Raw genomic sequence first — 24672 nt, 5'->3', positions numbered from 1 at the left:
TTATTCATCGTCAAAGGCCTGTTGGTTTTCGATATCAATGTATTCGATATAACCGCGGCCTTGTACTTCATTACCAAAATAATGACCTGTAAATATATAGCTACTCGCATAACCTCGCCCATGACCATAGCGGAATGGGCAGTCAATTTCTGCCTGAATGTTTAAGATAATTTGCTTTGCATCATTTCTAGCGATCCAAGAAAAATATTTTGGAAGTCGCATTTTATGCCCAGTAGGTGAAACAAAGTCATCAACTTGATGCGAAATAATATCAAAGCTTACATCTGTATAAATTTCAGCTGGCTGGTCCAGATGTCGAATATGCAGGGTATATGCAGCTGTTTGTCCTGCAATATCGGCTTTGGTAAGAAGAAGTTGAGTGGTTTCATTTAAATTGATGATTTGATAAGTGAAAAAATCAAGTGGCAGTTTATATACATCAGGAGTAAGTTTATTTGTGAGGGAATGAGGACCAACTGCTCGAGCATATTCGTAAGTGCAGAGTCCTTGGCTTTCAATGCGTTCTGCTTGATAGTTTAAAAAACCTTTAAACTTTGCCAATAAACTAAAGTGATCATAGATTGGTGTTTTTATAAACCATGAAACATGTGAAGTGATACCGATATCAAAGTTGAAATCAAACTCATCATAATGTCCATTAATATGAATTTGAGGGAATTTTCCTTGAATTGAAATTTCCTGACCTAGTTCTATTAAGGTCCCATCTTTATTAATTTTTGTATCTTCGGGAATGATATAGGCTTTCAGTAAAGCTTGTTCCAGAGCAGCTGTGCTTGAAAAGAATGTAGCTGTTTTTCTAGGATTTCCAGTGATGATATCATCATGGTCAAAAGCAAGTGCACCTGGTGTACCAATTAAAATCATAATATTTAAGTAACGATGCGGCTCTGGTAAAAGCGGGAAAAAGATACCGTAATGTGTCCAACTATAATATTTTTCGTCAATTCGTGGACGGATGATATGAGCTTGAGTAAAAGGAAGAGTTGAATATTTTTTTGCTTGGTCTAAAACGCCTTGTGCAAGTAATAAACTTTTACCAAGCGCTTTACTTGTTGTAGAAATTTTTGGCAATTGCTTTTTCATATATAAACCTAAAGAAGGGCTATCTTTGTTTTAGGTTATGAAAAACAACTGCCAAAGCTAAGCGGTTTATAGGCCAAAGCTAAGGCTTTGCGGGACATTTTATTTAATTGTTAGACAAATCTTTTAAGGCGTTTAAACCAATCCAATGCTTAGAAAACTGATAAGCAGCTCGACCAGAGCGCTGACCCCGCATCTGACACCAACGTAAACTTTCAGCACGAACCTCATCATTGAAAGGCATGTTTGCTTTATCAAGATAATGTTCTACGATTTCCAAATATAGGTTTTGATCCATTGGATAAAAAGATAACCATAGACCAAAACGATCTGATAAAGAGATCTTTTCTTCAATCGCTTCTTGTGGATGTAGTTCAGTATATTGGGGAACGTCCACCTTAGTTACAGGTGTATTTTCATGCATGAATTCTGGTAACAGGTGGCGACGGTTACTGGTTGCATAAATAATAAAATTACTTGAACCTGACTGTAATGAACCATCTAATACACTTTTTAGACTACGGTAATTTTCATCTTCGGCATTAAAAGCCAAGTCATCACAATAGACGATATATTTTTCAGGACGATTTTGAATGAGTTTTTGAATTTTAGGTAAGTCTGATAAATCATCACGTTCAATTTCAATTAAACGTAATCCCTGAGGGGCATACTCAGTGAGTAAAGCACGAACAATAGATGATTTTCCTGTACCACGTGAGCCGGTTAACAGCACATCATTTGCTGGTAGGCCATTTAAAAATTGCAAAGTATTTTGAATAATTTTTTCTTTTTGACGCTCAATGCCTTTTAAGTCATCAAGATAAATATTTTTTGGCTTATAGATGGCATTAAGTTGCTGATTTTCCCATCTAAAAGCAGGTGCAGTAAAATCTGTTTCTTGTCGAGGCTCAGGCAAGACTTGCTGTAACTGATTTAATACAAGTGATAATGTTTGAACTAAATTGTCCGGTAAATCAATGGTAGCCATGGTAAGTCAATCATGTTAAACAGTGTTTGATAGGATACTAACACCGAAATTAATAGGCTGACAAAAAACTTATTGCCTATACACTTTATCGGTTTTGCAATTGATTGAAATGTTCAGACCGAGCATAGTGTTGTGATGTCTATTCAGTAAAATCATCTGTGAAGATGAGGACGAAATATGTTTGAAAAAATACGAAGTGATATGAATCCACATCAGGCTTACCGTATCAAAAAATTACAACGTCAATTAGACATGGCTGAATCTTATGAGGAATGGAAGTCTTTTGCATTAAAACTAGATGAAGAAACAGGTGTGCAAGAGTGGAAGTTTGATAATAGTTCACCTTACTTCGATGCCGAACTGATTTCTTATCGATACACTTTGCTTAAAAGATATCGTCAGCAACATCGGACATTAGACCTCATCTATTTACTTAAAGAGGGTCTAACTTACGATATTGCAAATATTGGTCATCCAATGCTTTTTGCCGCAACACATGTCGGTACAAAAAAGTTAATTGAAGACTATATTGAAGAAGTTAGCCAAAGCTTGGCTTATATCGCTTCAAGTGAATGCATTACGTTTCAAAGAAAAGAAAAAATAGAGTTTTTTGAAAACTGTGAAAAGGCGTATGGACAACCTGCACTTATGTTTTCGGGTGGGGCGACTTTAGGACTTTTTCATACGGGAGTATGTAAGGCTTTAATTGAACAAGACTTAATGCCTAAAGTGCTCTCTGGCTCAAGTGCAGGGGCAATTATGACAGGTATGCTTGGAACCTCTGCTAGTGAAGATATCCAAAACTTATTAAATGGTGAGCAATTTTTTAGTGATGCTTTTCATTTTAGGAAATTCCGTGAACTTATTAAAGGCAATGGTGGAATTGCCGATGTTCAATATTTGAAAAAATTCCTCATTGAGAATTTAGGTGATCTTACGTTTGAAGAGGCTTTCAAAAAATCTGGTTTAAATATTAATGTGGCAGTAGCGCCATATGATGCAACAGAAAACCCAAGAATTATGAATGCCATTATGACGCCGAATGTTTTGGTGTGGAGTGCTGTATTGGCTTCATGTGCCGTGCCAATTTTATTCCCACCGGTACGTTTAACCAGTAAACGTTATGACGGTGAACATACACCTTATATGGCAAATACAAAGTGGGTGGATGGAAGTGTAAGAAGCGATTTTCCGCAAGAAAGAATGGCGCGGCTTTATAATTTAAACTACACGATTGCGAGTCAGGTTAACCCACATATTGTTCCATTTATGCAAAATGATGCGGATCGCTTCCGTAAAGACGTTTTAAGTTGGCCTGAAAGAATTTTAAGACGCCAAGGTAAAGTACTATCAATGGGCATTATGGACTTTACGCGTCAACGACTTGGTTCTATTTCTCCCGTCAGAAGATTGTTGGATCATGGATATGGCGTAATGGGACAGCGTTATTATGGTGATGTGAACATCATTGCTAAATATAGCCTAAGTCACTATACCTACACTTTGCAAAACCCGCGTCCGCATCTGTTTAAGCGTTTGCAAAGAGAAGGGGAACGTGCAACTTGGCCAAAAATTTCTTCAATTGAGACCCATGCTCGTATTGGTAAGACAATTCAGCATTGTTTAGAAGTTTTGCGTTTTGAAGAAAAGAAACAACAGCCTGAGTCTTATTATGCTGAAGCATGATTTTGCTTCGTATATAGAAAATTTAACATGTGTAACAAAGCCAACAAGTGCAGCGTTAGGGCGGTGTTTATGGACATGTACCATAGATACCAAGAATTACTGGTTAAAATATCATTTGCCTGAAACCCATGCTCAAAATGAGCAAGATTTCATGCATGAGCAACTATTTTATAAAGAAATTCACCTTAAAAAACCTGCATGGCTTTTACCTTATAAATTGATTGAGGTCAGTTTAATTCCTCAGCTAGGCCATTCTTTGGGTAAGGTTTTAATTTTACCTGATAGTGAAGTGTGGTTCAGTTCATTGGTTCATGAAAGTGATTTAACTGATGTATACCGTAAGATTTGGTTCGCAATAAATAAGCTTGCAGAACTTCATGAACTTGGCTGGATTCATGGAGACGTTAAGGCAGAGCATTTTAGAAAGTTTCAGCAAAAGCCTTATTTAATTGATTTTGAGAAAACGAGACCGATCTCAAGTTGCGATACAGTCCTGGATGCAACACCTCATTATATGGCTCCTGAGCTATTTAGAGGAGGGCGTAAGGGAATACAAAGCGATTTATATGCATTTGGCATCGTCCTATATGAATGGTTAATACAAACTCGCTTAGAAGCAGGTAGTTATCGTGATTGGGCAATCTTGCACTGTCAAAATTTAACCATTCAATTACCCACGCAGTTTTTGATTTTTTTACCCTTACTTGTAGGTTTATTACAAAAACAGCAGCAAAATCGGTTTTCAAATGCTGATGAAGCAATAAATTGCTTAAAACAGATTCAAATTGATAAAAATCATTGATCTAGTATCTGTATACAATTTACACGGTTAGTTTTTTTTAGAAAAAAAACACTTGTCACTGTCAGATCTTATCGCTAATATACACAGCCATCGGGGGCGTGGCGAAATTGGTAGACGCACTGGATTTAGGTTCCAGCGCCGCAAGGTGTAAGAGTTCGAGTCTCTTCGCCCCCACCACTTTAAGTTAATAACTTAAAGTTTGATGTAGATGTTAGGTCATCTAGATCTTGGAAGAGGATTGGTGTAATGGTAGCATGACGGTCTCCAAAACCGTTCGTCAAGGTTCGAGTCCTTGATCCTCTGCCACATTTATTTTAAATAAATGTCCCAGATGGGGGCGTGGCGAAATTGGTAGACGCACTGGATTTAGGTTCCAGCGCCGCAAGGTGTAAGAGTTCGAGTCTCTTCGCCCCCACCATTAAAAAAGCAAGATTATGATCTTGCTTTTTTTGTGATTAAATCTTGAGTGTTTAATCATGAATATAGAGGATTGGTGTAATGGTAGCATGACGGTCTCCAAAACCGTTCGTCAAGGTTCGAGTCCTTGATCCTCTGCCAAAAAATAAGGCTCCTAATCAGGAGTTTTTTTATTATCTATATTTTTAAAAATAACTTTTCATTCGTGCTCAAGCAATTTTCTAAATAGACATTTTTATAACTGTTGCTTTTCAATGTTTTTATCACATCATAGATTGTTTTTTAATTAAACAATATACTGAATTTCTTAATATTTTTATTAAGCTATTGTTTTATATTTATTTAACTTAAGTTTTGGAAATTATTTATATAAAAGCCTTGAATACAATTTTATTTCATGTATGATGCTGTTAACTAGAAAAAAGACTTGTTAGTAAATCTTCTTTTAAGTATCGTAGTTTTAGTCATAATCCTTCGTTTTTTAAGATATTAAGCTCAATTTGTTATTCTTTTTTCAAAGTTATGATAGGGTCATTATTTAATGATTCTAAAATATTAGAAATCAGTAGGATATATCATGTCTAATACAGTAAGTGGTACAGTAAAGTGGTTTAACGAAACTAAAGGTTTTGGTTTCATTCAACAAGACAACGGTCCAGATGTGTTCGCTCACTTCAAAGAAATCGCAGGTTCTGGTTTCAAAACTTTGCATGAAGGTCAACGCGTAACATTTACCGTTACTCAAGGGCAAAAAGGCCCAAATGCTGTAAATATTATTCCACAATAATATAACAGCAAGTAAAAAAAGCACTTTTTAGTGCTTTTTTTTATTTTAGCTTTTAAAGAAATTTATTGTTCTTTTAGAGCTTTAAAAGTCCTCAAAAGGAGGGCTTTTTATTTTCTTGTTAATATAAATCATTAGTTATTAAGCTCTTATAATTAATAATCGAACGTATTTTTAATATAAACTTTAGAATATGTGTGAAATATAAATTATTAGTAATAGAGATATGGTAGATTAAAAAATCTTTAAATAAAGAAATTTTATATTTCACGGAATTGCTAATGAACGTTCGCCTGTGTTATGCCAGTCAACGGAACGAAAAAAATGAAGACTTGTTGCAAGATTTACGTGATATTTTGACAGAAGCACGAGATTTCAATGATTTGAATCAGATCTGTGGGGTGCTCTATTATGCCGATAATGCTTTCTTTCAATGCTTGGAAGGTGAGCGAGAGGTGGTTGAACGATTATTTGAAAAAATTACAAATGATGAAAGACACCACAATGTTAAATGGTTGTGTACATATTCCATTGAACAAAACTCGTTTCAACGATGGTCAATGAAATATGTACAACGTAATACAAATATCGAATCTTTCTTTCTAAAAATGGGAGAAAGTACTTTTAATCCTATTCGTCTTGATGAGCAAAACTTAAAAGCTTTCATCAATGAATTAGTCATTGCCGAACAAACTAAAATTAACACAGTTAAGAAAGTGGGTATGGTGAATCGTGGGGTGAAACCATTTTAGCTATTTGGCTATCACGCCAATATGGATGGTCTTGAGTTTAGGTAATATTTTAGTCATGACTAAATATACAATAACTGAACTTGCGAGCATCCATATTACTTCTAAGCTTTGACTAATCACAAACATTGCCCAATAAAAAAAGCTAAATAGGGCGAGACATAGTCCACTACCTTTGAAATACCACGTAATAAATATGCCGAAAAGCGCGGATGAGAGAAGAAGATTAATCGTCTCGTTCATTCCTATGTAATTAAAGAAAATAATCAGTAAGCATAAAGCTAACATTGATAGTAAATATACAAATATATTTTTTGCAATAAACATTTTCTATACCCTATCTGATGATTAAAAAAGTATCTTTCCTCTGTTTCCAGAGGAAAGATAGTACATATTAATTTTTGAGATTCTTTTTCTATTATTAAGAGTTTTTATATTAATAAAGATGACTTTATCATTTTCTCCAGATCTCTTTATTAATATTCAGCTTTCTATTTAATAGTAAAGAGTGCTTATATGTACTGAAATTAATTATAAGAAAAACAATCAGTTGAGTTGTAAGCTTTGGCTTACATAATTGTGAGAGATTGCCTACATTTGTATAAATAATGATCAAATTTTACAAAATTAAATTTATAAAAATAATTGTTTAACAGTAACTTAAGTAAATATATTGTTTAGATGAGCTTTACATAAATAACAAAAAGTAACATCAACTTTAAGAGGTACTTTTCTTAAAATTTATAAATATTAATAAAAAAAAATTGATCTATTTAAAAAAATTTAACATTTGATAAAATATTGTTTTATTAAGTTATATTTCTAATAAATAAAATTTATGTGTTGAAGGATTTTAATGTGATTAATAGTGAGGAAATTATATTTATATTTTTGAGTTATCTGGTAATGAGCTGCTTTTGAATTATGAGAAAAAACTACTGTAATATAAATGAAACTAGAATATCAGACTTATAAAATTTGAATTATGGCCAGCATAGAACTGACTACACTGGCTTTACTGCTTTTGAATTAATTATTCTGAACGAGTAGCTAACCAAGTACTCACTTCGCGCCAGACCGTAGTGGGTGCTTGACTACCAGAAACTACGCCCATATGACCACCGGGTACCACCTTAAATGTTTTGTCTTGGCTACTAATTAAATCCATGAGTGGTTTAACAGCATCAGCTGTGACAATAATATCTGTGTTGCCACCAACAGCTAACACAGAGCATTTAATGTCTTTTAGATAGGCGGTAAGTTCACCAAATTTAACTACACCTTTAGATAATTCATTATCAATCCAGAAACGGAGAATAATGTCACGCATGACACCGCCCGGATAGGCCAGCATATTATCGATAAATGAACTTGAGGTTGCATGATCGACAATAAACTCTCGGTTATCTAGATTTTTAAAAAGTTCCCAATATGTTTTCAAATTTCCAATCGGATCCGTTAATTTAAAGCCAAGCGTGTTTTGCCAGCCATGAATATGAAATGCTTCACTTGGTACATGATGGCGAATACGAAACGGCGTATGTTTGCGAACCCATTCGGCAGGTTTGGTAAGACTACCGTATAGTTTCCCCATATAACCTGCTTTATGTGTGTCGATAGGGGACGCGAGAATAATTAGATTTTTAATATCTTTATCTTTAAACAATGCGGTATAGCAGAGTGAAAGTGCGCCGCCTAAACTCCAACCATGCAAAGAAAGCTGTTGCTGACCACTGTGTAGGCGAACTTGCTTTAACATCTCTGGCATGAAAACTTTAATATAAGTACCGAAGTTGTATTTTGCTTGGTGTCGGGTTGGTACGCCCCAGTCAATTAAGTAAACATCAAACCCTTGGGCTAAAAAGAAACGTACAAAGCTACGCGCAGGAAACAAATCATAAATGAGCATGTTCACTGCTAGTGGCGGAACAATAACTAACGGTACGCGGTGTTTAGGAGTAGAGGTATCAGTCTCATTTTTATAATGGCGTAAGGTAATGATTTCATGCTTATGAATCACATCAAAAGGTGTTTTTCCTGACAAAGCTATTTGAGGGCCTCTGAAAAAGAGATCTGATGCATTGATCAGCATGTGAGGTATTTTTTGACCAGCACGTGTCTGAAGAGATTTTTTAATAGATTGTAGCTGTGGAACGTTCTGACGAACTTTAAGCAATAAACTCATTGAATATAAAACCTATAAAGATGTTGCCCAGAACAGTAAAGAGCTGGTCTTTGAAGGATATTAAAGTGAATGATGCAGAAGTTCAGTGACCCAAAAGACAGGATTTTCTGTTTAAGATATCAAAGTGGGGTTATTTTTAATTAAGACTGTATTTATATAAGCATATGATATTAAAATAAAAATTTATGTCTGGTCAGAATTATACATTAAATATTCAAATTTAAATTATTCTTAATAATGGTTAAAAAATATTGGTAGAGTATTTTTGTAAAGTTTGTTTATATTTTTTTTACATATTAAAAATAAAAATATAATTATTTTACAATCCAATAGGAATGTAATCAGAAAGTAGTATATATGGAATTTACTTTTAATGCTTTTTATACGCTAATTTCGGCGGTTATTGTTTTGCTTTTAGGCCGATTTCTAGTTAATCGTATTAGTTTTTTACAGCGTTATAACATTCCTGAGCCCGTAGCAGGTGGTTTGGTTGCTGCTCTAGTTTCCTTGCTTATTCACTCTGTATGGGGGTATAGCATTGTTTTTGCTAGTGAATTACAAACCAGCTTTATGCTTGTGTTCTTTGCTTCAATTGGTTTAAGTGCCAATTTTATGAAGCTTAGACAAGGTGGGACTGCTTTAATCATCTTTTTAATTTGTGTTGCCTCCTTTATTGTTGTGCAAGATGCAGTAGGTATGAGTCTTGCGACTTTACTTGGTCTTGATCCACTCATCGGTTTAATTGCAGGTTCAATTACTTTAACAGGTGGACATGGTACAGCCGGGGCATGGGGTGAAATTTTAGAAACTCAACATGGTATTCAAGGTGCTTTAGCGTTAGGGATGGCGAGTGCTACCTTTGGTTTGATTATTGGCGGTGTGATAGGTGGCCCTTTAGCAAAATTGCTTATCAATCGTTACAGTCTTGCTCAACCAAAAACCAATGATGAAATTCATTATAGAGATACGCATGTTGAGCAACATGCAGATGACCTTGCGCCGTTTGAAAATCCTCATCAAGTTCGTTTAATTACTGCCGATAATGCAATTACTACGCTTGGTATGTTTGCAGCGTGTTTAGCGTTTGCTGAATTTATGACTGGCTTTAGTAAGGGAACTTGGTTTGAATTACCAACTTTCGTTTGGGCACTCGGTGGCGGTGTAATCTTAAGAAACATTTTAGAAAGCGTGTTGAAAATTGATATTTTCGACCGTGCGATTGATGTATTTGGTAACGCATCTTTATCGCTTTATTTAGCAATGGCATTGCTTTCATTAAAGCTTTGGCAACTTGCTGACTTAGCTGGTCCGCTTGTGGTTATTTTGGGTGCTCAAACACTGACTATGGCTTTATATGCAGCATTTGTGACTTTCCGTGTCATGGGTAAAAATTACGATGCGGCAGTATTGGCAGCAGGTCATTGTGGTTTCGGTATGGGTGCAACACCAACAGCCGTGGCAAATATGCAGGCGATTACCAATATGTATGGTCCATCGCATAAGGCTTTCTTGATTGTTCCGCTTTGTGGCGCATTCTTTGTCGACTTAATTAATGCGACAGTCATTCAGCTCATGTTGAAATTTATTGCCTAATATAAAAAAAGCCCGTTAGGGCTTTTTTTATGGGTGTTTGTCCGTGAAGATTTATTCCTATTTATAGGCCCAATTTTTATTGTCGGATCATTTAAACCATTTTATTTTTAGGATGCTTTTTCTCAAAACTAATAATCGCCCTTAAACCTCGTTTCACATAGAATAAATTTCAGATAAATAAAATGAGAAATGTATGAGCTCAGAAGCACATTCAATTAGCTTGGCTGCCCCTGTAGTTTTATTGGCAGCTGCTGTCATTGCAGTTCCTATTTTTAAACGTATTGGTTTAGGTTCAGTATTAGGTTATTTAATTGCGGGTCTAATTATTGGCCCATTCGGTTTTGCTTTTTTTCAAGATTCTGCCGCAATTTTGCATATTGCCGAGTTAGGAATTGTGATGTACCTCTTTGTGATTGGTTTGGAAATGCAACCATCACATTTGTGGAGCCTTAGACGCGAAATCTTTGGCCTTGGTACATTGCAGATCATCATTTGTGCGTTGGCTTTAACGGGTGTCGGGCTGTTATTTGGTTTTACGTGGCAAATCGCTTTTATTGGTGCGGCAGGGTTCGTCTTAACCTCGACTGCAATTGTGATGCAGCTCTTGGGTGATCGGGGGGATTTGACTCAACCCCGAGGACAAAAAATTGTAGCCATCTTACTATTTGAAGATTTATTGATTGTACCTTTGCTGGCTATTGTTGCTTTTATGGCACCGAATCATGTTGTCGAAAGCACATCGGTACGTCTAGAAAATATAGGGATTGGTTTGCTCGCAATTGCAGGGCTTATTGCGGCAGGGTATTGGTTACTAAACCCATTATTTAGGCTCTTGGCTGCCGCTAAAGCCCGAGAAGTCATGACTGCCGCGGCATTATTGGTTGTGTTGGGTGCGGCATTACTCATGCAAGTCAGCGGTTTGACTATGGCAATGGGTGCTTTTTTGGCGGGTGTACTTTTATCTGAATCGACCTTTAGACATCAAATTGAAGCGGATATTGAACCGTTCCGAGGAATATTACTGGGCCTGTTTTTCCTTGGGGTCGGCATGTCACTGGACTTATCGGTAGTTGCTCAAAACTGGCAGCTTATTGTGAGTGGCGTAATTGCCCTGATGCTTGCCAAAGCGCTCATGATTTATATGGTCGCCCGCGTAACAAAAAGCTCTCATACTGAAGCGTTAGACCGCGCTTTACTTATGGCTCAAGGTGGAGAGTTTGCCTTTGTACTTTTCTCGGCTGCGCTTAGTGCACAAGTTATTGATAGTACCGTTAAATCTAACTTAACTGCCATTGTTGTGCTTTCAATGGTGTTGACCCCAATTGTTGGTATTATTTTCAAACGTTTTACTCAAGCAAAAACAAAGGTTTCATTAGAAAACATCGACATTGCTAACGGGCTAAGCGGTAGTGTTTTAATGATCGGTTTTGGACGCTTTGGACAGGTTACTAGTCAATTGTTGTTAGCAAGAGGTGTCGATGTCACCATTATTGATAATAATACCGACATGATTCGAAACGCCGAAAAATTTGGTTTTAAAATTTATTATGGCGATGGCTGCCGTCTAGATATTCTGCATGCGTCTGGCGCCGCAACAGCACAAGCGATTGTGGTGTGTGTAGATAGTAAGGAAACGACCAATCGAATTGTAGAACTCGTGACCCATGAATTTCCTTTGGCAAAACTATTAGTCCGTTCATATGACCGTGAACATTCACTACATTTAGTCAAACAAAAAGTGGACTTTATGATTCGTGAAACGTTTGAATCAGCAATTAAGTTTGGCGGCGTGATTTTGCAAGAACTTGGTGTGGATGAAGATGAGGTAGAAAGAATTACCGAGGAAATTCGAGATTTAGATAATGAGCGTTTTGAAACTGAAATCGCAGCAGATGATGTAAATGCAGGAGTAGGTATGCAATATACACATACTCATCATCCAAGACCGACTGCACCATTGATTCGACCAAAACAAGAAGGGCGGATTTTAAATAAGGAAGATACCTCAGATAATGAAAGTCTCAATTAGTATAAAAATATCTGTAGAAGTTCTGTTTAGAAGAGCTTTTACGGAATGACTATAAATGCTCTACGGCTGTGCCTTTGACTGGATTGTTATATAAATAAAATCGCAAATAGGAGAGGTGAAGAACTTTTTATTTTGAACTCTTAAAAATTTACTCAAGTTCCAACTGATTATCATCTTTTGTAATTTTAATTTTTAACTTTTTATATTTTCGCTTATTGGGATCTAGGGCTGAGTTCATCACTTCATCTGCAAAAGGCGGGCACTGCATCAGTTTTGCATATGCTCTATAGCCGATGCGTATTCGAGTAGGCGGGCAATCGGTTCTTTTTGAGTAGTATTCAATGAGTGAGTTCAGTTCTTGTAATAAAGTTTGCTGTTCCATCATACATACTTAACAATTAGATGACTTAAGCATAATAGACTTATTCATTTAGTGAAATATGCCTTTAAAATGTGCAGCCCTATAAATTGTGATGTAGTTCTCTAAAACACATATTTTATGTATGAAGTTTGTTTAGGAGAGATTTTGGATGTTTTTTTAATCGGATTGTCATAAAGAAAGGCTAATTTAGACTCATAACAAAAATGATGAAGATTGTTGCGAACAATAAAATCAAAAGCAATTTTCACAGACGTGGTCGTGAGGTAATTAGGGCTAATTCGAAAGAGTTGGCTTTTTTGTTTTAGTGCATTTGCTTAGATCAAGATGTCCTTTATTAACATTCAATTGCAAATTATCAAGTTCTAATATGGAACTTATTTTTTTAAGTAGATAAAAATAAAGGATCTTAAAAATGCTAATCTCAAGCCATAGATTACCAAAGAGTTTTAAAGACAAAGCCAATCAAAAGGTTGCCAAACTTTCAGGCTCATTGTTGGGAGCTGTTACACCAGAGCGACAAGCAACATTGCCAAAAGAGTTTGAACTCAGTCCTCATACGCTTTATAAGCGTTTTGGTAGTACACATTACGGGGTGATGATTCCTGACTTACCTGAACCCTTTCGATATTTATCTTGGGCTTCGGTATTAGGTTATGTTGGATTTACGATTACAGATACCAACTATCAAATGTCTAAAGATGGAAAAGGGGATACAGCTTCTTTGGTACATGGAACAGCATTATCGACAACGCCTGAGGCCTACAGAACTTTTTCAATCAAAAATGATATCAAGTTTAACCAAACTCCTTTCGCTATTAATTTTGACAATCAGAGTGTCATGCATGAGGATGGTGATGGATTTATATTAATTACTAAAAGAGAAGATTTAGAACTAGAACTTCATTTAAAGCCTACCAAAGCTATTTCATGGTTTGCCTATAGTGCCTTTTATAAGCATTTTAGTGTCTTGATGCATTATGACGGCTACATTAAACAAAAAGGCAATAGTGAGAGTATTAAGGGGCTTTGTACGCTTGAGTCTTGGAAAGCTTTAGCGACCTCAATGCTCAAAAACAAATGGTTAGTTGAGAATATTCAACTTCCTGTAAAAGTCTTTAGCTATCAAGTTATTAATATTGACCATGAACAGCAGTTATTACTGGCTTTTATTTGCTATGAAGACCAACCCATTTTGACTTCTGTTTACTATCGTCATATTGATGGAACATCAACTCAATACAACGGCGATATACTTTTTGAAGTAACCAGTCTTCAAGAAGAACCTCAGATTACACCTGATGGTTTTCCAATGAATTTACCAAATACTTTTCGCTGGGCTGCTTATCACAACAATCAAAAGGTTCTAGATATTTCAGCACAAGTAGACACTCCATATTGTTTTGGACTGGCTGCTGGTTTCGTTTCTTCATATACATGGCAAGGCGAATTCTATGATCAGCCATTAGTAGGAAGGGGCTATCTGGAATATATTGACCGAAGATAAAATCGTTTTAAAACTTAGTTGTTTATCTACAGCTTTAAGCGAACTAGAAAATATCTGTTTTATAAACTCAATTTAACAATAGATTTTAATTATTTATCCTTACTTTTTAATGATCTATTTTAAAACAGATGTCATTTTGTGTGCTTGACTGAAATAGGGTTGGGCACTATCCTTTGCCTGCTGGCCTACATTGCCAGTCGGTTTTAGCAGACCGTCTACAAAAGGCGCACAACAATGCTGTTATGGTTTTTGTGCGTTCTCTTAAGTCACGCCTTTATGGTGAGGCTAGGAGGGACACCTTCGGGTGTGCTGGTTTCCTTTTGTACCAGTCTGCTAACCCTTCTAGTCTTGCCACCATTATTTAGCAGTAATTGGTAAGACTCTTCTAAATCAAAAGGAGTCCGTCGTTATGCGTACTATTTCTTCTCTCTCGTTGGCAACCTTTGCCAAATTCTCTCTACTCATACCGCTTAAACAGTCTTTAAAACGATGTAATCGACTTTAGGTTTCTACGTCTTAAGAATCGTTACGACTAAAACATAGCAACAATAAACCAGAGATAGGTGAGCACACCATTATTGTGCGGTTTTTGCATGCCTGTATTTAGCACTCATTTTAAGAGTGACGGTATTTCTATCTCTTCTATTTACAACAAAAAATTATTTTAAATGGTATACATGAAAAATTTAGAAGTTTCATTTAGAGCGACGCGAGCGCTTAACACAGCAGCAGACTTATTTAAACAATACGGCTTCAACAAGGTCGGGGTGGACCGAATTGTTAGTGAAACTAAAATTTCTAAAGCCACTTTTTACAACTACTTTCACTCCAAAGAAAGATTAATTGAAATGTGTTTGTTGGTTCAAAAAGAGCACTTAAAAGAAAAAGTGAGGGCACTGAGCGAATCTCGTCAATATCCAGATTTGGCGCTTAAACTTAGACAAATTTACCTTTTACATGCGGACTTAAAAGGGGCGTATTACCTGTTGTTTAAAGCGATTTTTGAAATTAAACAGCTTTATCCAAACGCTTATCAAACCGCAATTCGCTATAGGCGATGGCTTAAAAATGAAATTTTCTGGGTTCTGCGAGAATCTAAAAAAAGGGCTACGTATGAAGAATCAGATATTTTTGTATTTATGATTGATGGTGCGATTTTTGGACTTTTAGGTTCAAGCCAAAATGAAGAACCTGATCAGTTGCTAGATTACTTTTTAAAGGTAAATGCTTAAATTGGACCTTTTACATTCAAAAACTGAAATAGCAAATTAAAGAACAGAAAGGAAAAAGTGAGGCTGCTAGAGCCTCACTGTATATAGGTGTTTATTTGCCTTTTTTAGTTTTTAAATACTCTGCATAAGCTTCATCTGCAAAGCGTCTTAGAGAATCACCAATTGCAGCATATTGGTATTCATTCAGGTTAGCTAAAGATGCACGGGCAGAAGGGTGCTGTACACCGAAGCCAGAACCGGGTAATAAAACCACACCTGTTTCATCTGCTACTCTAAATAATAGCTCGGTCGGATTTTTATTTTTCATAACCCAATCGGCAAACTCATCTCCATAGAGAGTCCGTGAAGTATTTTCAAGGTTGACTAGCGTGTAATAATCAACAGCATTTGGATCTGTTGGAACCTCGACACCAAGCTGTCTATAAAGTGCTGCATCGCGTTCACGAACAACAGATTTAACTGCTTTTTTATAGCTTTGGCGTGAGTCCATCATATTAAATAGCGCAAATAAAACCATTTGAACTTGTTGTGGGGTAGACAGACCAGCGGTATGGTTCAAAGCAACATTTCGGCTATCGGCAACTAAGCGGTCAATAAACTTAATGCTTGCTGGGTCGGTAGTTAAAGATGAATAGCGCTCTTCAAGCTCTTTCTTCTCTTTTTTCGATAAGTTCGCAATTTGTTTATCAAGCACATTGTTATTTGAAAGTGCAATGACACCAAGTCGCCAGCCTGTCGCACCAAAGTATTTAGAGAACGAGTAAACTAAAATTGTATTGTCAGGACAGATCGCAAATAGTGATTTGAAGTTATCTGCAAACGTACCGTAAACGTCATCGGTCAAAATGATCAGATCAGGGCGTTTTTTGACGATATCGGCCAAAATCGCAAGTCCTTCATCACTCATTTTCACCGATGGTGGATTACTTGGGTTAACTAAAAAGAAAGCTTTAATAGATGGATCTTCTAATTTCCTAAGCTCCGACTCAGGATATTGCCAACCGAGTTTAGGGTCAGCTTCAATCAATACTTCTTCAAGCTGGTAGTCATTGAGTTTTGGAATCTCAAGATATGGTGTAAAAATAGGGCTACCAATCGCAATACGGTCGCCATTTTTGATAATTTTATTTTCTTTTAATGAGTTAAAAATATAGGCCATTGCGGCTGTTCCGCCTTCGACCGCAAACAAATCTAAGTCTCTTTTTTGCATGCCTTGTACGCCCATTTCTCTTAAGACGTACTCTTTAATAATTATTTCACTCACTCGAAGCATTCGGTCTGGTACTGGATAGTTACAGCCTAAAATCCCTTCAACCATTTCAAGTAAAAAAAGATCTGGGTCTAAGCCTAACTGGTCGCGCACATAAGACACGGCTTTACCTAAAAAGACCACACCGGGTTTGTCACGGTTTTCCAAAATGAAGTTATCAAAACGTGACTGGAGTCCAACGGGGCGCGGGAAGCCACCTAAACCTTCCGGCATATAGGAAAATGAAAATTCGGATTCGGTCGCAGAAAACAAACCCAGTTGAAAGAATGCTCTACGTGGGATGGTAGCAAGAAAGTTTGGATTACCACGTCCAGCATTTAGCATCATTCGGTCAGTTCTGCTTTGAGCTAATTCTATTAAATTATCTTTTAGTTCAAATGGGCTGAGTTTTGCGTATTTAGAATAATCGACTTTCCCCATGGGACGTCTCCTTAATTATAGTGAGATGAATAAAATTTCTAATTCAATGTATAAAATCAGGCCAAGCCTACGATCAGTGGTCCGAGTAAGGTTAAGAACACATTTGCTAGGGCATAGGTAATTGCAAATGGAACGGTCGGAATCGAGTTTCCTGCTTTGTCTAAAATTGCACCAAATGCAGGGTTTGCACTACGTGAACCAGATAGTGCACCTGCCATTACTGCAACGTTGTCATAACGCAGAACATAACGAGCAAAGAGCATGGAAAGTAGGAGAGGAACCAGTGTTACCACAACTCCAATCATAAAGAGTGAAAGACCACTTTCTTTAATGGTTTGAATAGCTTGTAAACCTGATTGTAAGCCGACGGCAGCAACGAAGCCTGCAAGCCCCAAATCTTTAAGAAGCTGTGAAGCCGCTAAAGGCATATTGCCATGTACTTGATTTCGACTTCGAATCCAGCCAAACAGAAGACCTGATAGTAAAGCACCGCCACCAGCACCAAGAGTTAAGGGCACGTCACCCAAACGAATCACAAAAAGACCAATCACTAAGCCGACCACAAGGCCTGCACCATGGAAAATCCAGTCCGTTTTTAAGCTTTCAGGTAGGGCTTTACCTGCTTCTTTCACCAAACGGTCGAGGTCGCTTTTTGTACCATATACGGTGACCACATCGCCTTGACGTAAAACGGTGTCATCACTTAAAGGTTGCGGCTCATCCTTACGTTTAATTGCAAGTACATAAATACCGTGCTTTAAGTAGGCAGGCGTGTTGGCCTTAATGTCTCCTAAGGTACGGTTGAGATATTTGGAATTTCTTAGGATGACATCGTTGGTATCCATAATCATTTCCATACCTTGCGATGACTGTAATTCGCTACCGATTTGCTCGGCAACTGAAACTACATTGGCACGGCGACCAACCAGTAAAATGACATCGTCGGTTTGTAAAGTTAGCTCGGGAGCGACATCAATAAACTGATCTTTACGTTTTAACCGTTCAATCGTAATACTCGGCTCTTTTGCTTCAATTTCCGCAATAGTTTGCCCATTGGCTTGTTTAACTTTATAAATACGGCCAACAATTTCGGGCATTGCCAGTTCTTGGCCTGGGGCTAATTCAAAAGCACCTTTGAGCCGTTCACTTTGAGCTTTTAAAGCATCGTCGTGAATTTCTTTACCCATAAATTTAGGCAAGATGTTCACACAGACAATAATTGCTCCCAATGAACCAAAAATGTAAGTGACCGCATAGCCAATCGCGACATTTGCTTGAAGTCTTTGAATTTCTGCGAGTGGGAGATCGAGTCTAGAAATTGCATCTCCCGCAGTCCCAATAATGGCTGATTGAGTCATGCCACCCGCAGCGAGACCCGCAGCCAAACCTTTATCGAGATGAAAAATTTTAGCCATCACTAAAACAGTGACTAAACCACACACTGCCATGAATACTGCTAAAAGAATTTCTTTTATGGACTGTGGACCCAGTGATTTAAAAAACTGAGGGCCACTTTCAAAGCCTACTGCGTAAATGAAGAGAGCAAATAAAATTGCTTTAACGCCATTATCGACAGGTACGCCAATAAGGCTTAAAACAACTGCGACGAGTAAGGAGCCTGCGACTCCACCAAACTGAAATTTTCCAAACTGGAATTGTCCAATCCAGAAGCCTATTGCGAGTGATAAGAACAATAATATTTCGGGGCTGTGCTTTAAAACACCTTGTAACCATTCAATCATTTTGATCTCACTTTTATTATTAGCTCTATCTTTAATATATAAATTTATTTATTTTTCATTTTTAAAATACAGTATGAAAATTACTTAAGCAAACCTTCAAGTTTAGTGGTTTTCTTAAGTTTAATTATAAAAAATAATATGCTTAAAATACGTGTGAACTAAGGTCTGGTGGTAATTCTGAGTGTTTAAATCAACTATTAATTTTTTAATGAAAGGTAAAATTTATTTACAATAATATAAAGAATATTTGATGAGATTAAAGCGTCTTGCTTATATCTAATCTTGAAAATAAATTTTTAATATGTTGATATTTAAATAATTAATTTTTAATTGCTAGACTAGTCTTAATTTTTATATAAATTAAAAAACAATCTACTTAAAATTAGTTTTTTGATAATTGTGTCGCATAAATTAATTTTTAATATATTTAAATTAATCTTCATAATTACATTTATTTTAAAGAAAAATATAAGATTTGAAATTGCCGTTCTTGAATAAAATGTATATTTGAATATAAAAGTGATTAATGTTTTGGTTTTATATTCTAATTAAAATTATCATATTAAAAAGAGAGGGTTATGGGTATTAAAAAACTTTAGAGCTACTCTATGACCGCTCATATTTTTAAGTAAATCTCTGTCCGCGTGTATAACCAACACGCTATTCTTTTGTACTGTTTTCCCAATCACTCACATGCCGTACTGTTCAGAAATGCTAAATTTCTGATGGTTCTGTGCGGTCACATGCTGATCTCAAATATTTTGGTCATAAAACTGTGTTATCTCAGCTTAAGCCTTTGACTTTTAGGTTCTATTTTAATTTGGCCACAGAATTTGTACAGATTATTCAGCAGTTTCAATAATATATTGAACAGTACACGGTAATTTTCATCTCAAAATTTATGATGACTTGGATAGTTTTTCGATTGATTTATATTTTAATTTACCTTAGTAATAAAAAGAGTTTTGTGTGACACAGTTAAAACTATAAATCTCAGAGTATAACTATGAAGCTTAAAGAATTAGCAGGTTGTGAGGAGTGCGATACTGTCTATCGTAGAACCCCGCTTGCTTATGGAAAAAGAGCTTATTGCTTATGCTGCGGTGCTGAACTCTATCGGCACACCAAACCTTTTTCGACGCTGTTGGCTTTAATCTTAACGGCATTAATCGTATTTATTATTGCCAATAGCTTTCCTATTGTAAAAATTGAATTGCAGGGCAATATCTCTGAAACCACCTTACTGGGTGCGGTCTGGGTAATGTTTCATTATGATCGGGCTTTTGTTGGCATTCTTATTTTAATCACTACTTTTATTGTGCCGCTTTCCTATCTGTTATTACTTTCCTATGTGTTGGGCACAGTAAGTGTATTGAAGAAAAGACCCACATTTTTAGTGTTTGCCTTACGTACACTTTATTTTATGAGAGTGTGGGGAATGGTTGAGGTGTTCTTAATCGGGATCTTGGTCACGCTTGTGAAGTTAATAGGAATGGTGTTGGTGATTCCCGAGATTGCGTTATGGGCATTTGCGATTTTAAGTGTATTGTTGGTTTATATTACTTCCATAAAGGTGAGTGATATATGGAACGAAATTGATAGGTCACTGCCATGAAAACGATAAAAAATGTGACCCAAACACAAAGCTCGCAGCAAGGGTCAGTGCTTAAGCAATACCCAAGAGCCAAAGATCTCTCATTAATTGTGTGTCACTGCTGTGGCGTCGTAAATTCTGCTCAAAATGAAAAGAGACGACTCAACCAAAGCCATCAGGTGTTACGTTGTATTCGTTGTAATAGCGTTCTGCATTCACGTAAACCAGCGAGTTTGAATCGAACTTTTGCTTTAGTGGTGGCTGCGACTATTCTCTATATTCCAGCCAATGTGCTTCCAATGACGGTGACTGACTCACTGTTGGGTAGCCAGCAAGATACCATCATGAGTGGGGTCATTTACTTTTGGCAAAGTGGAGACTATCTGGTTTCAGTGGTCATTTTTATGGCCAGTATTTTTATTCCCATGTTGAAGCTACTAATTTTGTATTTTTTATTGGTGGCGGTATATCTTCAACAATCGTCAGCTTGGAAGTTTTTACCTGAGCAATGCGTTAAATTATATCGAGTTGTCGAGTTTATCGGCCGTTGGTCAATGATTGACGTATTTGTGGTGGCACTTTTAACAGCGCTCATTCAGATTCAATCACTTGCTACGATTTTAGCAGGGCCGGGTTCGATCGCTTTTGGTGCAGTTGTAGTGTTAACCATGTTTGCATCGTTAAGTTTTGACCCACGACTTATTTGGGATAACTTCTACGCATCTCAAAATACAAATAAGCCTTCTTCTTTTGCCTCAAACAAAACCAAGATTATTCAGGCAGAACACCCGCCGTTGAATAATGATTCCATTAATCCCAGTCAATAAAAGAACAATGAGTATGTCTGAAAATGAAATAACCCCTGGTAACTCAGATCGTCGTGATCCGGATGTTGAACTGGATAGCATGAATGATTTGCCAGAACCCCAAGAAAAGAAAAGTCGGTGGAAGCCTCTTTTAATTTGGCTCATTCCATTGATTGCTCTTTTAATTGCGCTTTCATTAGCGATAAAAGCGCTCTTGTCTCACGGCCCGACCATTGACGTATCTTTTAGGACGGCTGAGGGATTGGTCGCAGGTAAAACAACGGTCCGTTATAAACAGGTGGATATTGGCGTAGTACGCCAGATTGATCTTTCAGAGGACCGTTCACACGTGATTGCCAGAATCGATTTGCGTAAAGATGCCAGTAACTTTGCCGCAAAAGATTCACGGTTTTGGGTTGTGCGACCACGTATTGGGACGAGTGGGGTTTCAGGAATAGACACATTATTGTCAGGTTCATATATTGAAGTGGATGGTGGTAAGTCGGAAGAGAAAAAGCTTGAATTTACTGGCTTAGAAATACCGCCAGTGATTACTTCCGATGTGCCGGGCAAAGAATTTTTCTTAAATGCAGATGACTTGGGGTCTTTAGATGTCGGTTCCCCAATTTATTATCGTCGAATTAATGTGGGGCAAATTACAGCCTATAAGTTATCTGATGATGGTAAAACTGTAGAGCTGCAAACTTTTATCCGTGCACCATATGACAAGTTTGTCACCACCGATGCACGTTTTTGGCAGGCGAGTGGGATCGATGTGAGCCTGAATGCTTCAGGATTTAGTTTAGATACTCAATCGCTGGCAAGTATTGTCGCGGGCGGTATTGCTTTTGGAATCCCTGAAAGCTCTCGTGCTACTACAGCGGCAAATCATAGTCGCTTTAATCTGTGGGACTCGAAATCTGAGGCATTAAAAGACCCTGACGGGCAACCTCGCGGTGTGATTATGTACTTTGATCATTCATTACGTGGACTGTCTGTTGGCGCGCCAATTGATTTCATGGGCATTGAAATTGGTAATGTTAAATCGATTAATGCAGAGTTTTATAACAACTATAAGCAGATTCGTATGCGTGTTGAGGCAGTCATTTATCCTTCACGCGTTGAGAATGGACAGGCACTCAATCCAAACAGCAATATTTTCAAAGATTTTGTTGAACATGGATGGCGTGCTCAAATGAGAACAGGCAACCTTCTTACAGGTCAAAACTATATTGCCCTAGATAAGTTCCCTAAAGCTAAACCAGCCACATTACAAATTTTGAGTGATGACCGTGTGGTGATTCCAACTACACCAACTGAACTGAGTGGCTTACAAGCACAAGTTTCTCAGATTGCTGACAAGTTAACCAAATTCCCGTTAGTTGAGATTGGGCAAGATGTACGTAAAACGCTCAACAATATGAACACAGCCATTGAGTCTACCGATAAACTGGTTAAACAGTTAGATGGAAAAGTTGCACCTGGTTTACAAGCAACCTTGGACGATGTTCGTAAAACTGTAAGATCGTCAGAGTCTATTTTGTCGAGCGATGCGCCGTTACAACAAGACGTACGTAAAGCATTGCAACAAATGACACGTGCGGCTGCTTCATTACAGTTAATGGCAGACTATATTGAGCAACATCCTGAATCAATTATTCGTGGTAAAACACCAGAGACCGATGATGAAAAATAAAAACACTCTATCTTTTCAACATCCTAAAGCAGCCAAATGGCTGCTTGGGAGCGGCCTGTTTTTAACGGCAGTTGCCATGACGGCATGTTCGAGTTCGCCAACGCCAAACTATTATACGATGTCCCCTAAAATTACTGCGGCTACAAAATCAACTGTGCAGGTGATTGAGGTATTACCTGTCGGGATTCCAGACCGATTGGACCGTGCGCCTTTGGTGCTCCAAGATAGTAGTGGTAAGTCTACGGTGTTAAATAATGAACGCTGGACATCAACCATGGGTACGCAATTACGCGATACCTTGTCGGCGGGTTTGCAGCAAAAATTAGGGGCAATCGACAGTTATAGCAGTGGACTAGCTGGAAACAACCAACCTTTATATCGAGTTTCTACAGACTTTTCTCATTTTGATATTGTAGATAAAAGCTATATTAATATTGCGGTGTCTTGGGTGGTGAAGCGTCAAATACCGCCCACTCAATTAGAGTCAAATAATGCAAAAGTCATCACGAATGCAGGATCTCAGCTCAATTGTCGAATTGCTTTTAAGCAGCCGATTGATCAAAAAGCTAAAAAAATGGATGCGATTGTGAATGCTTCAAGTGAAGCAATGACTCAAATTATTAATACGGTTTCTTCTTCAATTGTGGCGCTAGATTCAAACAAAAAATCGGTTATTAGCAATGGTGTTTGTTCGTAAAACGCATCGTTTTTAACCAACCCCTTTATTTGTGCACAACAGATAAAGGGGTTTTATTTTTAGTTGCCTCGATAGGTTGAGTAACCGTAAGGGCTAAGTAATAAAGGAATGTGATAGTGATTTACACTTCCATCGACTTTAAAAATTACAGGTACTTCGGCAAAAAAAGTTTGTTGTTTGTTCTTTTTAAACCAGTCTTCAGTTTTAAAAGTAACTTTATAAACACCTTGCTCTAGTTTTTTATTTTCTGGATAGAGCGCAGTAATACGTCCATTTGAATCGGTCACTTGTTGGTTGAGTTTAACCCACTGGTTATTGGTGTTTTTCTCTAAAACGACTTCAACCTGAGAAGAGGGTAAACCCGTTTCTAGATTTAACACATGCACACTTAGCGGATTAGTTTGTGCAAATGTAGCCGAAGCAATAAATAACGAAGATAAAGCAATAAATGATTTAGTCATGATGAACTCCTTATGAATGAAAAACGGTTTCAATGGCTTTGCTTGCGCATTGATTGTCATTTTGTGCGCCACCAGCACCCGCAACCCCAATGGCTCCGATCACTTGGTTCTCAAAACGAACAGGTAGGCCACCGCCTAACAAAAGTAAATTTGCTACCGTGGTTAAATTTTTTGCATCGGGGTTTTGGTTACTGTTTTGGCTTAAAACCAAGGTCGATGTTTTGGTAGATAACGCGGTATAGGCTTTTTTCTCGGCAGCCATTAAGTTATGCGGGCCCACCAACTCATGCCGTTCGGCAGTTAATGGATTACCACCGCGATCTACAACAACAACCGCAATATTTTGATTTAATTTTTTGCATGCCTCTTTTGCACTGTCGGCTAGCAGGTGGGCAGTTTTTAGATCTAACGAATAAACTTGATTCAAAGCATGGGGCTGTGCAAAAGTACTATTACCGAATAGCACGGCTGCTAACATCAGCCAGTTCAATTTTTTCATGATGATTGCCTCTATGTCGCTTTGAAAATCTTAAA

At 37.3% G+C, this 24672-nt stretch carries 21 protein-coding genes and 4 tRNA genes; 16 read left to right on the top strand and 9 right to left on the bottom strand.

The window, feature by feature from the left end:
• Entirely contained in the window at positions 1 to 1104 is a 1104-nt protein-coding gene (locus ACO6UW_RS00730) for a DUF6670 family protein (RefSeq protein WP_057062010.1), read from the bottom strand.
• A 103-nt stretch (positions 1105 to 1207) separates the two neighbouring features.
• Positions 1208 to 2089, bottom strand: coding sequence for an ATP-binding protein (locus ACO6UW_RS00725; RefSeq protein ID WP_002115248.1), 882 nt, complete (start codon positions 2087 to 2089; stop codon positions 1208 to 1210).
• Positions 2090 to 2266: 177 nt separating this feature from the next.
• Between ACO6UW_RS00725 and ACO6UW_RS00720 the strand changes: the two genes are divergently transcribed.
• From ACO6UW_RS00720 to ACO6UW_RS00685, 8 genes are all read left to right on the top strand, one after another.
• Complete coding sequence (locus ACO6UW_RS00720) at positions 2267 to 3775, top strand: DUF3336 domain-containing protein (RefSeq protein WP_005073515.1); 1509 nt, start codon at positions 2267 to 2269, stop codon at positions 3773 to 3775.
• Positions 3762 to 4577, top strand: a complete 816-nt coding sequence (locus tag ACO6UW_RS00715; protein WP_057062009.1) for a protein kinase domain-containing protein — start codon at positions 3762 to 3764, stop codon at positions 4575 to 4577. The genes ACO6UW_RS00720 and ACO6UW_RS00715 overlap by 14 nt, the downstream gene beginning before the upstream one ends.
• 92 nt (positions 4578 to 4669) lie before the next feature.
• Positions 4670 to 4754 (top strand) — tRNA-Leu (locus tag ACO6UW_RS00710).
• Between the two features lie 55 nt (positions 4755 to 4809).
• Positions 4810 to 4883 (top strand) — tRNA-Trp (locus ACO6UW_RS00705).
• Positions 4884 to 4910: 27 nt separating this feature from the next.
• Positions 4911 to 4995 (top strand) — tRNA-Leu (locus ACO6UW_RS00700).
• 66 nt (positions 4996 to 5061) lie between these two features.
• A tRNA-Trp gene (locus tag ACO6UW_RS00695) sits at positions 5062 to 5135 on the top strand.
• Between the two features lie 436 nt (positions 5136 to 5571).
• Positions 5572 to 5781 carry a cold-shock protein gene (locus ACO6UW_RS00690; protein WP_002115279.1) on the top strand — a complete coding sequence of 70 codons (210 nt, stop codon included), beginning with the start codon at positions 5572 to 5574 and terminating at the stop codon, positions 5779 to 5781.
• A gap of 278 nt (positions 5782 to 6059) precedes the next feature.
• Positions 6060 to 6530, top strand: a complete 471-nt coding sequence (locus ACO6UW_RS00685) for an AnBLUF65 family BLUF photoreceptors (RefSeq protein WP_005073517.1) — start codon at positions 6060 to 6062, stop codon at positions 6528 to 6530.
• Here ACO6UW_RS00685 and ACO6UW_RS00680 read toward each other — a convergent pair whose 3' ends face one another.
• Positions 6531 to 6854: a hypothetical protein gene (locus ACO6UW_RS00680; RefSeq protein ID WP_005073518.1), complete on the bottom strand. Its 324-nt coding sequence runs from the start codon at positions 6852 to 6854 to the stop codon at positions 6531 to 6533.
• A gap of 706 nt (positions 6855 to 7560) precedes the next feature.
• Positions 7561 to 8712 carry an alpha/beta fold hydrolase gene (locus tag ACO6UW_RS00675; RefSeq protein WP_057062192.1) on the bottom strand — a complete coding sequence of 384 codons (1152 nt, stop codon included), beginning with the start codon at positions 8710 to 8712 and terminating at the stop codon, positions 7561 to 7563.
• A gap of 357 nt (positions 8713 to 9069) precedes the next feature.
• On the opposite strand from ACO6UW_RS00675, the gene gltS reads away from it, so the two are divergent.
• Both gltS and ACO6UW_RS00665 read left to right on the top strand, forming a co-directional pair.
• Positions 9070 to 10305, top strand: a complete 1236-nt coding sequence (gene gltS, locus ACO6UW_RS00670) for a sodium/glutamate symporter (RefSeq protein WP_046811599.1) — start codon at positions 9070 to 9072, stop codon at positions 10303 to 10305.
• A 193-nt stretch (positions 10306 to 10498) separates the two neighbouring features.
• A complete protein-coding gene (locus ACO6UW_RS00665; protein ID WP_057061956.1) occupies positions 10499 to 12334 on the top strand; it encodes a monovalent cation:proton antiporter-2 (CPA2) family protein in 1836 nt (611 codons plus the stop codon).
• A gap of 148 nt (positions 12335 to 12482) precedes the next feature.
• Here ACO6UW_RS00665 and ACO6UW_RS00660 read toward each other — a convergent pair whose 3' ends face one another.
• Positions 12483 to 12716 (bottom strand): hypothetical protein, encoded by a 234-nt coding sequence (locus ACO6UW_RS00660; protein ID WP_016806139.1) that lies wholly within the window; start codon positions 12714 to 12716, stop codon positions 12483 to 12485.
• 412 nt (positions 12717 to 13128) lie between these two features.
• On the opposite strand from ACO6UW_RS00660, the gene ACO6UW_RS00655 reads away from it, so the two are divergent.
• Positions 13129 to 14220 carry a DUF6670 family protein gene (locus tag ACO6UW_RS00655; RefSeq protein WP_348891814.1) on the top strand — a complete coding sequence of 364 codons (1092 nt, stop codon included), beginning with the start codon at positions 13129 to 13131 and terminating at the stop codon, positions 14218 to 14220.
• A gap of 677 nt (positions 14221 to 14897) precedes the next feature.
• Positions 14898 to 15452 carry a TetR/AcrR family transcriptional regulator gene (locus ACO6UW_RS00650; protein WP_057061954.1) on the top strand — a complete coding sequence of 185 codons (555 nt, stop codon included), beginning with the start codon at positions 14898 to 14900 and terminating at the stop codon, positions 15450 to 15452.
• A gap of 91 nt (positions 15453 to 15543) precedes the next feature.
• Here ACO6UW_RS00650 and ACO6UW_RS00645 read toward each other — a convergent pair whose 3' ends face one another.
• Together ACO6UW_RS00645 and aspT are read right to left on the bottom strand one after the other, a co-directional pair.
• Positions 15544 to 17142 carry a bifunctional aspartate transaminase/aspartate 4-decarboxylase gene (locus ACO6UW_RS00645; RefSeq protein ID WP_057061953.1) on the bottom strand — a complete coding sequence of 533 codons (1599 nt, stop codon included), beginning with the start codon at positions 17140 to 17142 and terminating at the stop codon, positions 15544 to 15546.
• Positions 17143 to 17198: 56 nt separating this feature from the next.
• On the bottom strand, positions 17199 to 18884 hold the full coding sequence (aspT, locus tag ACO6UW_RS00640; protein ID WP_057061952.1) for an aspartate-alanine antiporter: 1686 nt from the start codon (positions 18882 to 18884) through the stop codon (positions 17199 to 17201).
• 1006 nt (positions 18885 to 19890) lie between these two features.
• Here aspT and ACO6UW_RS00635 point away from each other — a divergent pair.
• From ACO6UW_RS00635 to ACO6UW_RS00620, 4 genes are read left to right on the top strand one after another with little or no spacing between them, the layout of a single operon-like run.
• Positions 19891 to 20499, top strand: a complete 609-nt coding sequence (locus tag ACO6UW_RS00635; RefSeq protein WP_002116639.1) for a paraquat-inducible protein A — start codon at positions 19891 to 19893, stop codon at positions 20497 to 20499.
• Complete coding sequence (locus ACO6UW_RS00630) at positions 20496 to 21305, top strand: paraquat-inducible protein A (protein ID WP_039758516.1); 810 nt, start codon at positions 20496 to 20498, stop codon at positions 21303 to 21305. The genes ACO6UW_RS00635 and ACO6UW_RS00630 overlap by 4 nt, the downstream gene beginning before the upstream one ends.
• 7 nt (positions 21306 to 21312) lie before the next feature.
• Positions 21313 to 22980 (top strand): intermembrane transport protein PqiB, encoded by a 1668-nt coding sequence (locus ACO6UW_RS00625; protein WP_002055630.1) that lies wholly within the window; start codon positions 21313 to 21315, stop codon positions 22978 to 22980.
• A complete protein-coding gene (locus ACO6UW_RS00620) occupies positions 22970 to 23677 on the top strand; it encodes a PqiC family protein (RefSeq protein ID WP_025466503.1) in 708 nt (235 codons plus the stop codon). Before ACO6UW_RS00625 ends, ACO6UW_RS00620 begins: the two co-directional genes overlap by 11 nt.
• A gap of 59 nt (positions 23678 to 23736) precedes the next feature.
• Here ACO6UW_RS00620 and uraH read toward each other — a convergent pair whose 3' ends face one another.
• Both uraH and ACO6UW_RS00610 read right to left on the bottom strand, forming a co-directional pair.
• Positions 23737 to 24138 (bottom strand): hydroxyisourate hydrolase, encoded by a 402-nt coding sequence (uraH, locus tag ACO6UW_RS00615; protein WP_000167347.1) that lies wholly within the window; start codon positions 24136 to 24138, stop codon positions 23737 to 23739.
• Positions 24139 to 24148: 10 nt separating this feature from the next.
• Positions 24149 to 24616 (bottom strand): GlcG/HbpS family heme-binding protein, encoded by a 468-nt coding sequence (locus ACO6UW_RS00610; RefSeq protein WP_081037832.1) that lies wholly within the window; start codon positions 24614 to 24616, stop codon positions 24149 to 24151.
• Between the last annotated feature and the right edge of the window lie 56 nt (positions 24617 to 24672).

Source organism: Acinetobacter sp. JADD-222 (assembly GCF_049310645.1).
The sequence above is the reverse complement of the archived record's forward strand: the minus strand, read 5'-3'. Positions and strand labels throughout refer to the sequence as shown.

Bases quoted from the DNA above. Each gene is read 5' to 3' on its own strand.
- ACO6UW_RS00720 (WP_005073515.1), top strand. From the start codon at position 2,267: ATGTTTGAAAAAATACGAAGTGATATGAATCCACATCAGGCTTACCGT.
- ACO6UW_RS00625 (WP_002055630.1), top strand. From the start codon at position 21,313: ATGAGTATGTCTGAAAATGAAATAACCCCTGGTAACTCAGATCGTCGT.
- aspT (WP_057061952.1), bottom strand. From the start codon at position 18,884: ATGATTGAATGGTTACAAGGTGTTTTAAAGCACAGCCCCGAAATATTA.
- ACO6UW_RS00610 (WP_081037832.1), bottom strand. From the start codon at position 24,616: ATGTTAGCAGCCGTGCTATTCGGTAATAGTACTTTTGCACAGCCCCAT.
- ACO6UW_RS00620 (WP_025466503.1), top strand. From the start codon at position 22,970: ATGAAAAATAAAAACACTCTATCTTTTCAACATCCTAAAGCAGCCAAA.
- ACO6UW_RS00690 (WP_002115279.1), top strand. From the start codon at position 5,572: ATGTCTAATACAGTAAGTGGTACAGTAAAGTGGTTTAACGAAACTAAA.
- ACO6UW_RS00635 (WP_002116639.1), top strand. From the start codon at position 19,891: ATGAAGCTTAAAGAATTAGCAGGTTGTGAGGAGTGCGATACTGTCTAT.
- ACO6UW_RS00665 (WP_057061956.1), top strand. From the start codon at position 10,499: ATGAGCTCAGAAGCACATTCAATTAGCTTGGCTGCCCCTGTAGTTTTA.
- ACO6UW_RS00675 (WP_057062192.1), bottom strand. From the start codon at position 8,712: ATGAGTTTATTGCTTAAAGTTCGTCAGAACGTTCCACAGCTACAATCT.
- uraH (WP_000167347.1), bottom strand. From the start codon at position 24,138: ATGACTAAATCATTTATTGCTTTATCTTCGTTATTTATTGCTTCGGCT.
- ACO6UW_RS00715 (WP_057062009.1), top strand. From the start codon at position 3,762: ATGCTGAAGCATGATTTTGCTTCGTATATAGAAAATTTAACATGTGTA.
- ACO6UW_RS00730 (WP_057062010.1), bottom strand. From the start codon at position 1,104: ATGAAAAAGCAATTGCCAAAAATTTCTACAACAAGTAAAGCGCTTGGT.
- ACO6UW_RS00630 (WP_039758516.1), top strand. From the start codon at position 20,496: ATGAAAACGATAAAAAATGTGACCCAAACACAAAGCTCGCAGCAAGGG.
- gltS (WP_046811599.1), top strand. From the start codon at position 9,070: ATGGAATTTACTTTTAATGCTTTTTATACGCTAATTTCGGCGGTTATT.
- ACO6UW_RS00685 (WP_005073517.1), top strand. From the start codon at position 6,060: ATGAACGTTCGCCTGTGTTATGCCAGTCAACGGAACGAAAAAAATGAA.
- ACO6UW_RS00645 (WP_057061953.1), bottom strand. From the start codon at position 17,142: ATGGGGAAAGTCGATTATTCTAAATACGCAAAACTCAGCCCATTTGAA.
- ACO6UW_RS00660 (WP_016806139.1), bottom strand. From the start codon at position 12,716: ATGGAACAGCAAACTTTATTACAAGAACTGAACTCACTCATTGAATAC.
- ACO6UW_RS00650 (WP_057061954.1), top strand. From the start codon at position 14,898: ATGAAAAATTTAGAAGTTTCATTTAGAGCGACGCGAGCGCTTAACACA.
- ACO6UW_RS00680 (WP_005073518.1), bottom strand. From the start codon at position 6,854: ATGTTTATTGCAAAAAATATATTTGTATATTTACTATCAATGTTAGCT.
- ACO6UW_RS00655 (WP_348891814.1), top strand. From the start codon at position 13,129: ATGCTAATCTCAAGCCATAGATTACCAAAGAGTTTTAAAGACAAAGCC.
- ACO6UW_RS00725 (WP_002115248.1), bottom strand. From the start codon at position 2,089: ATGGCTACCATTGATTTACCGGACAATTTAGTTCAAACATTATCACTT.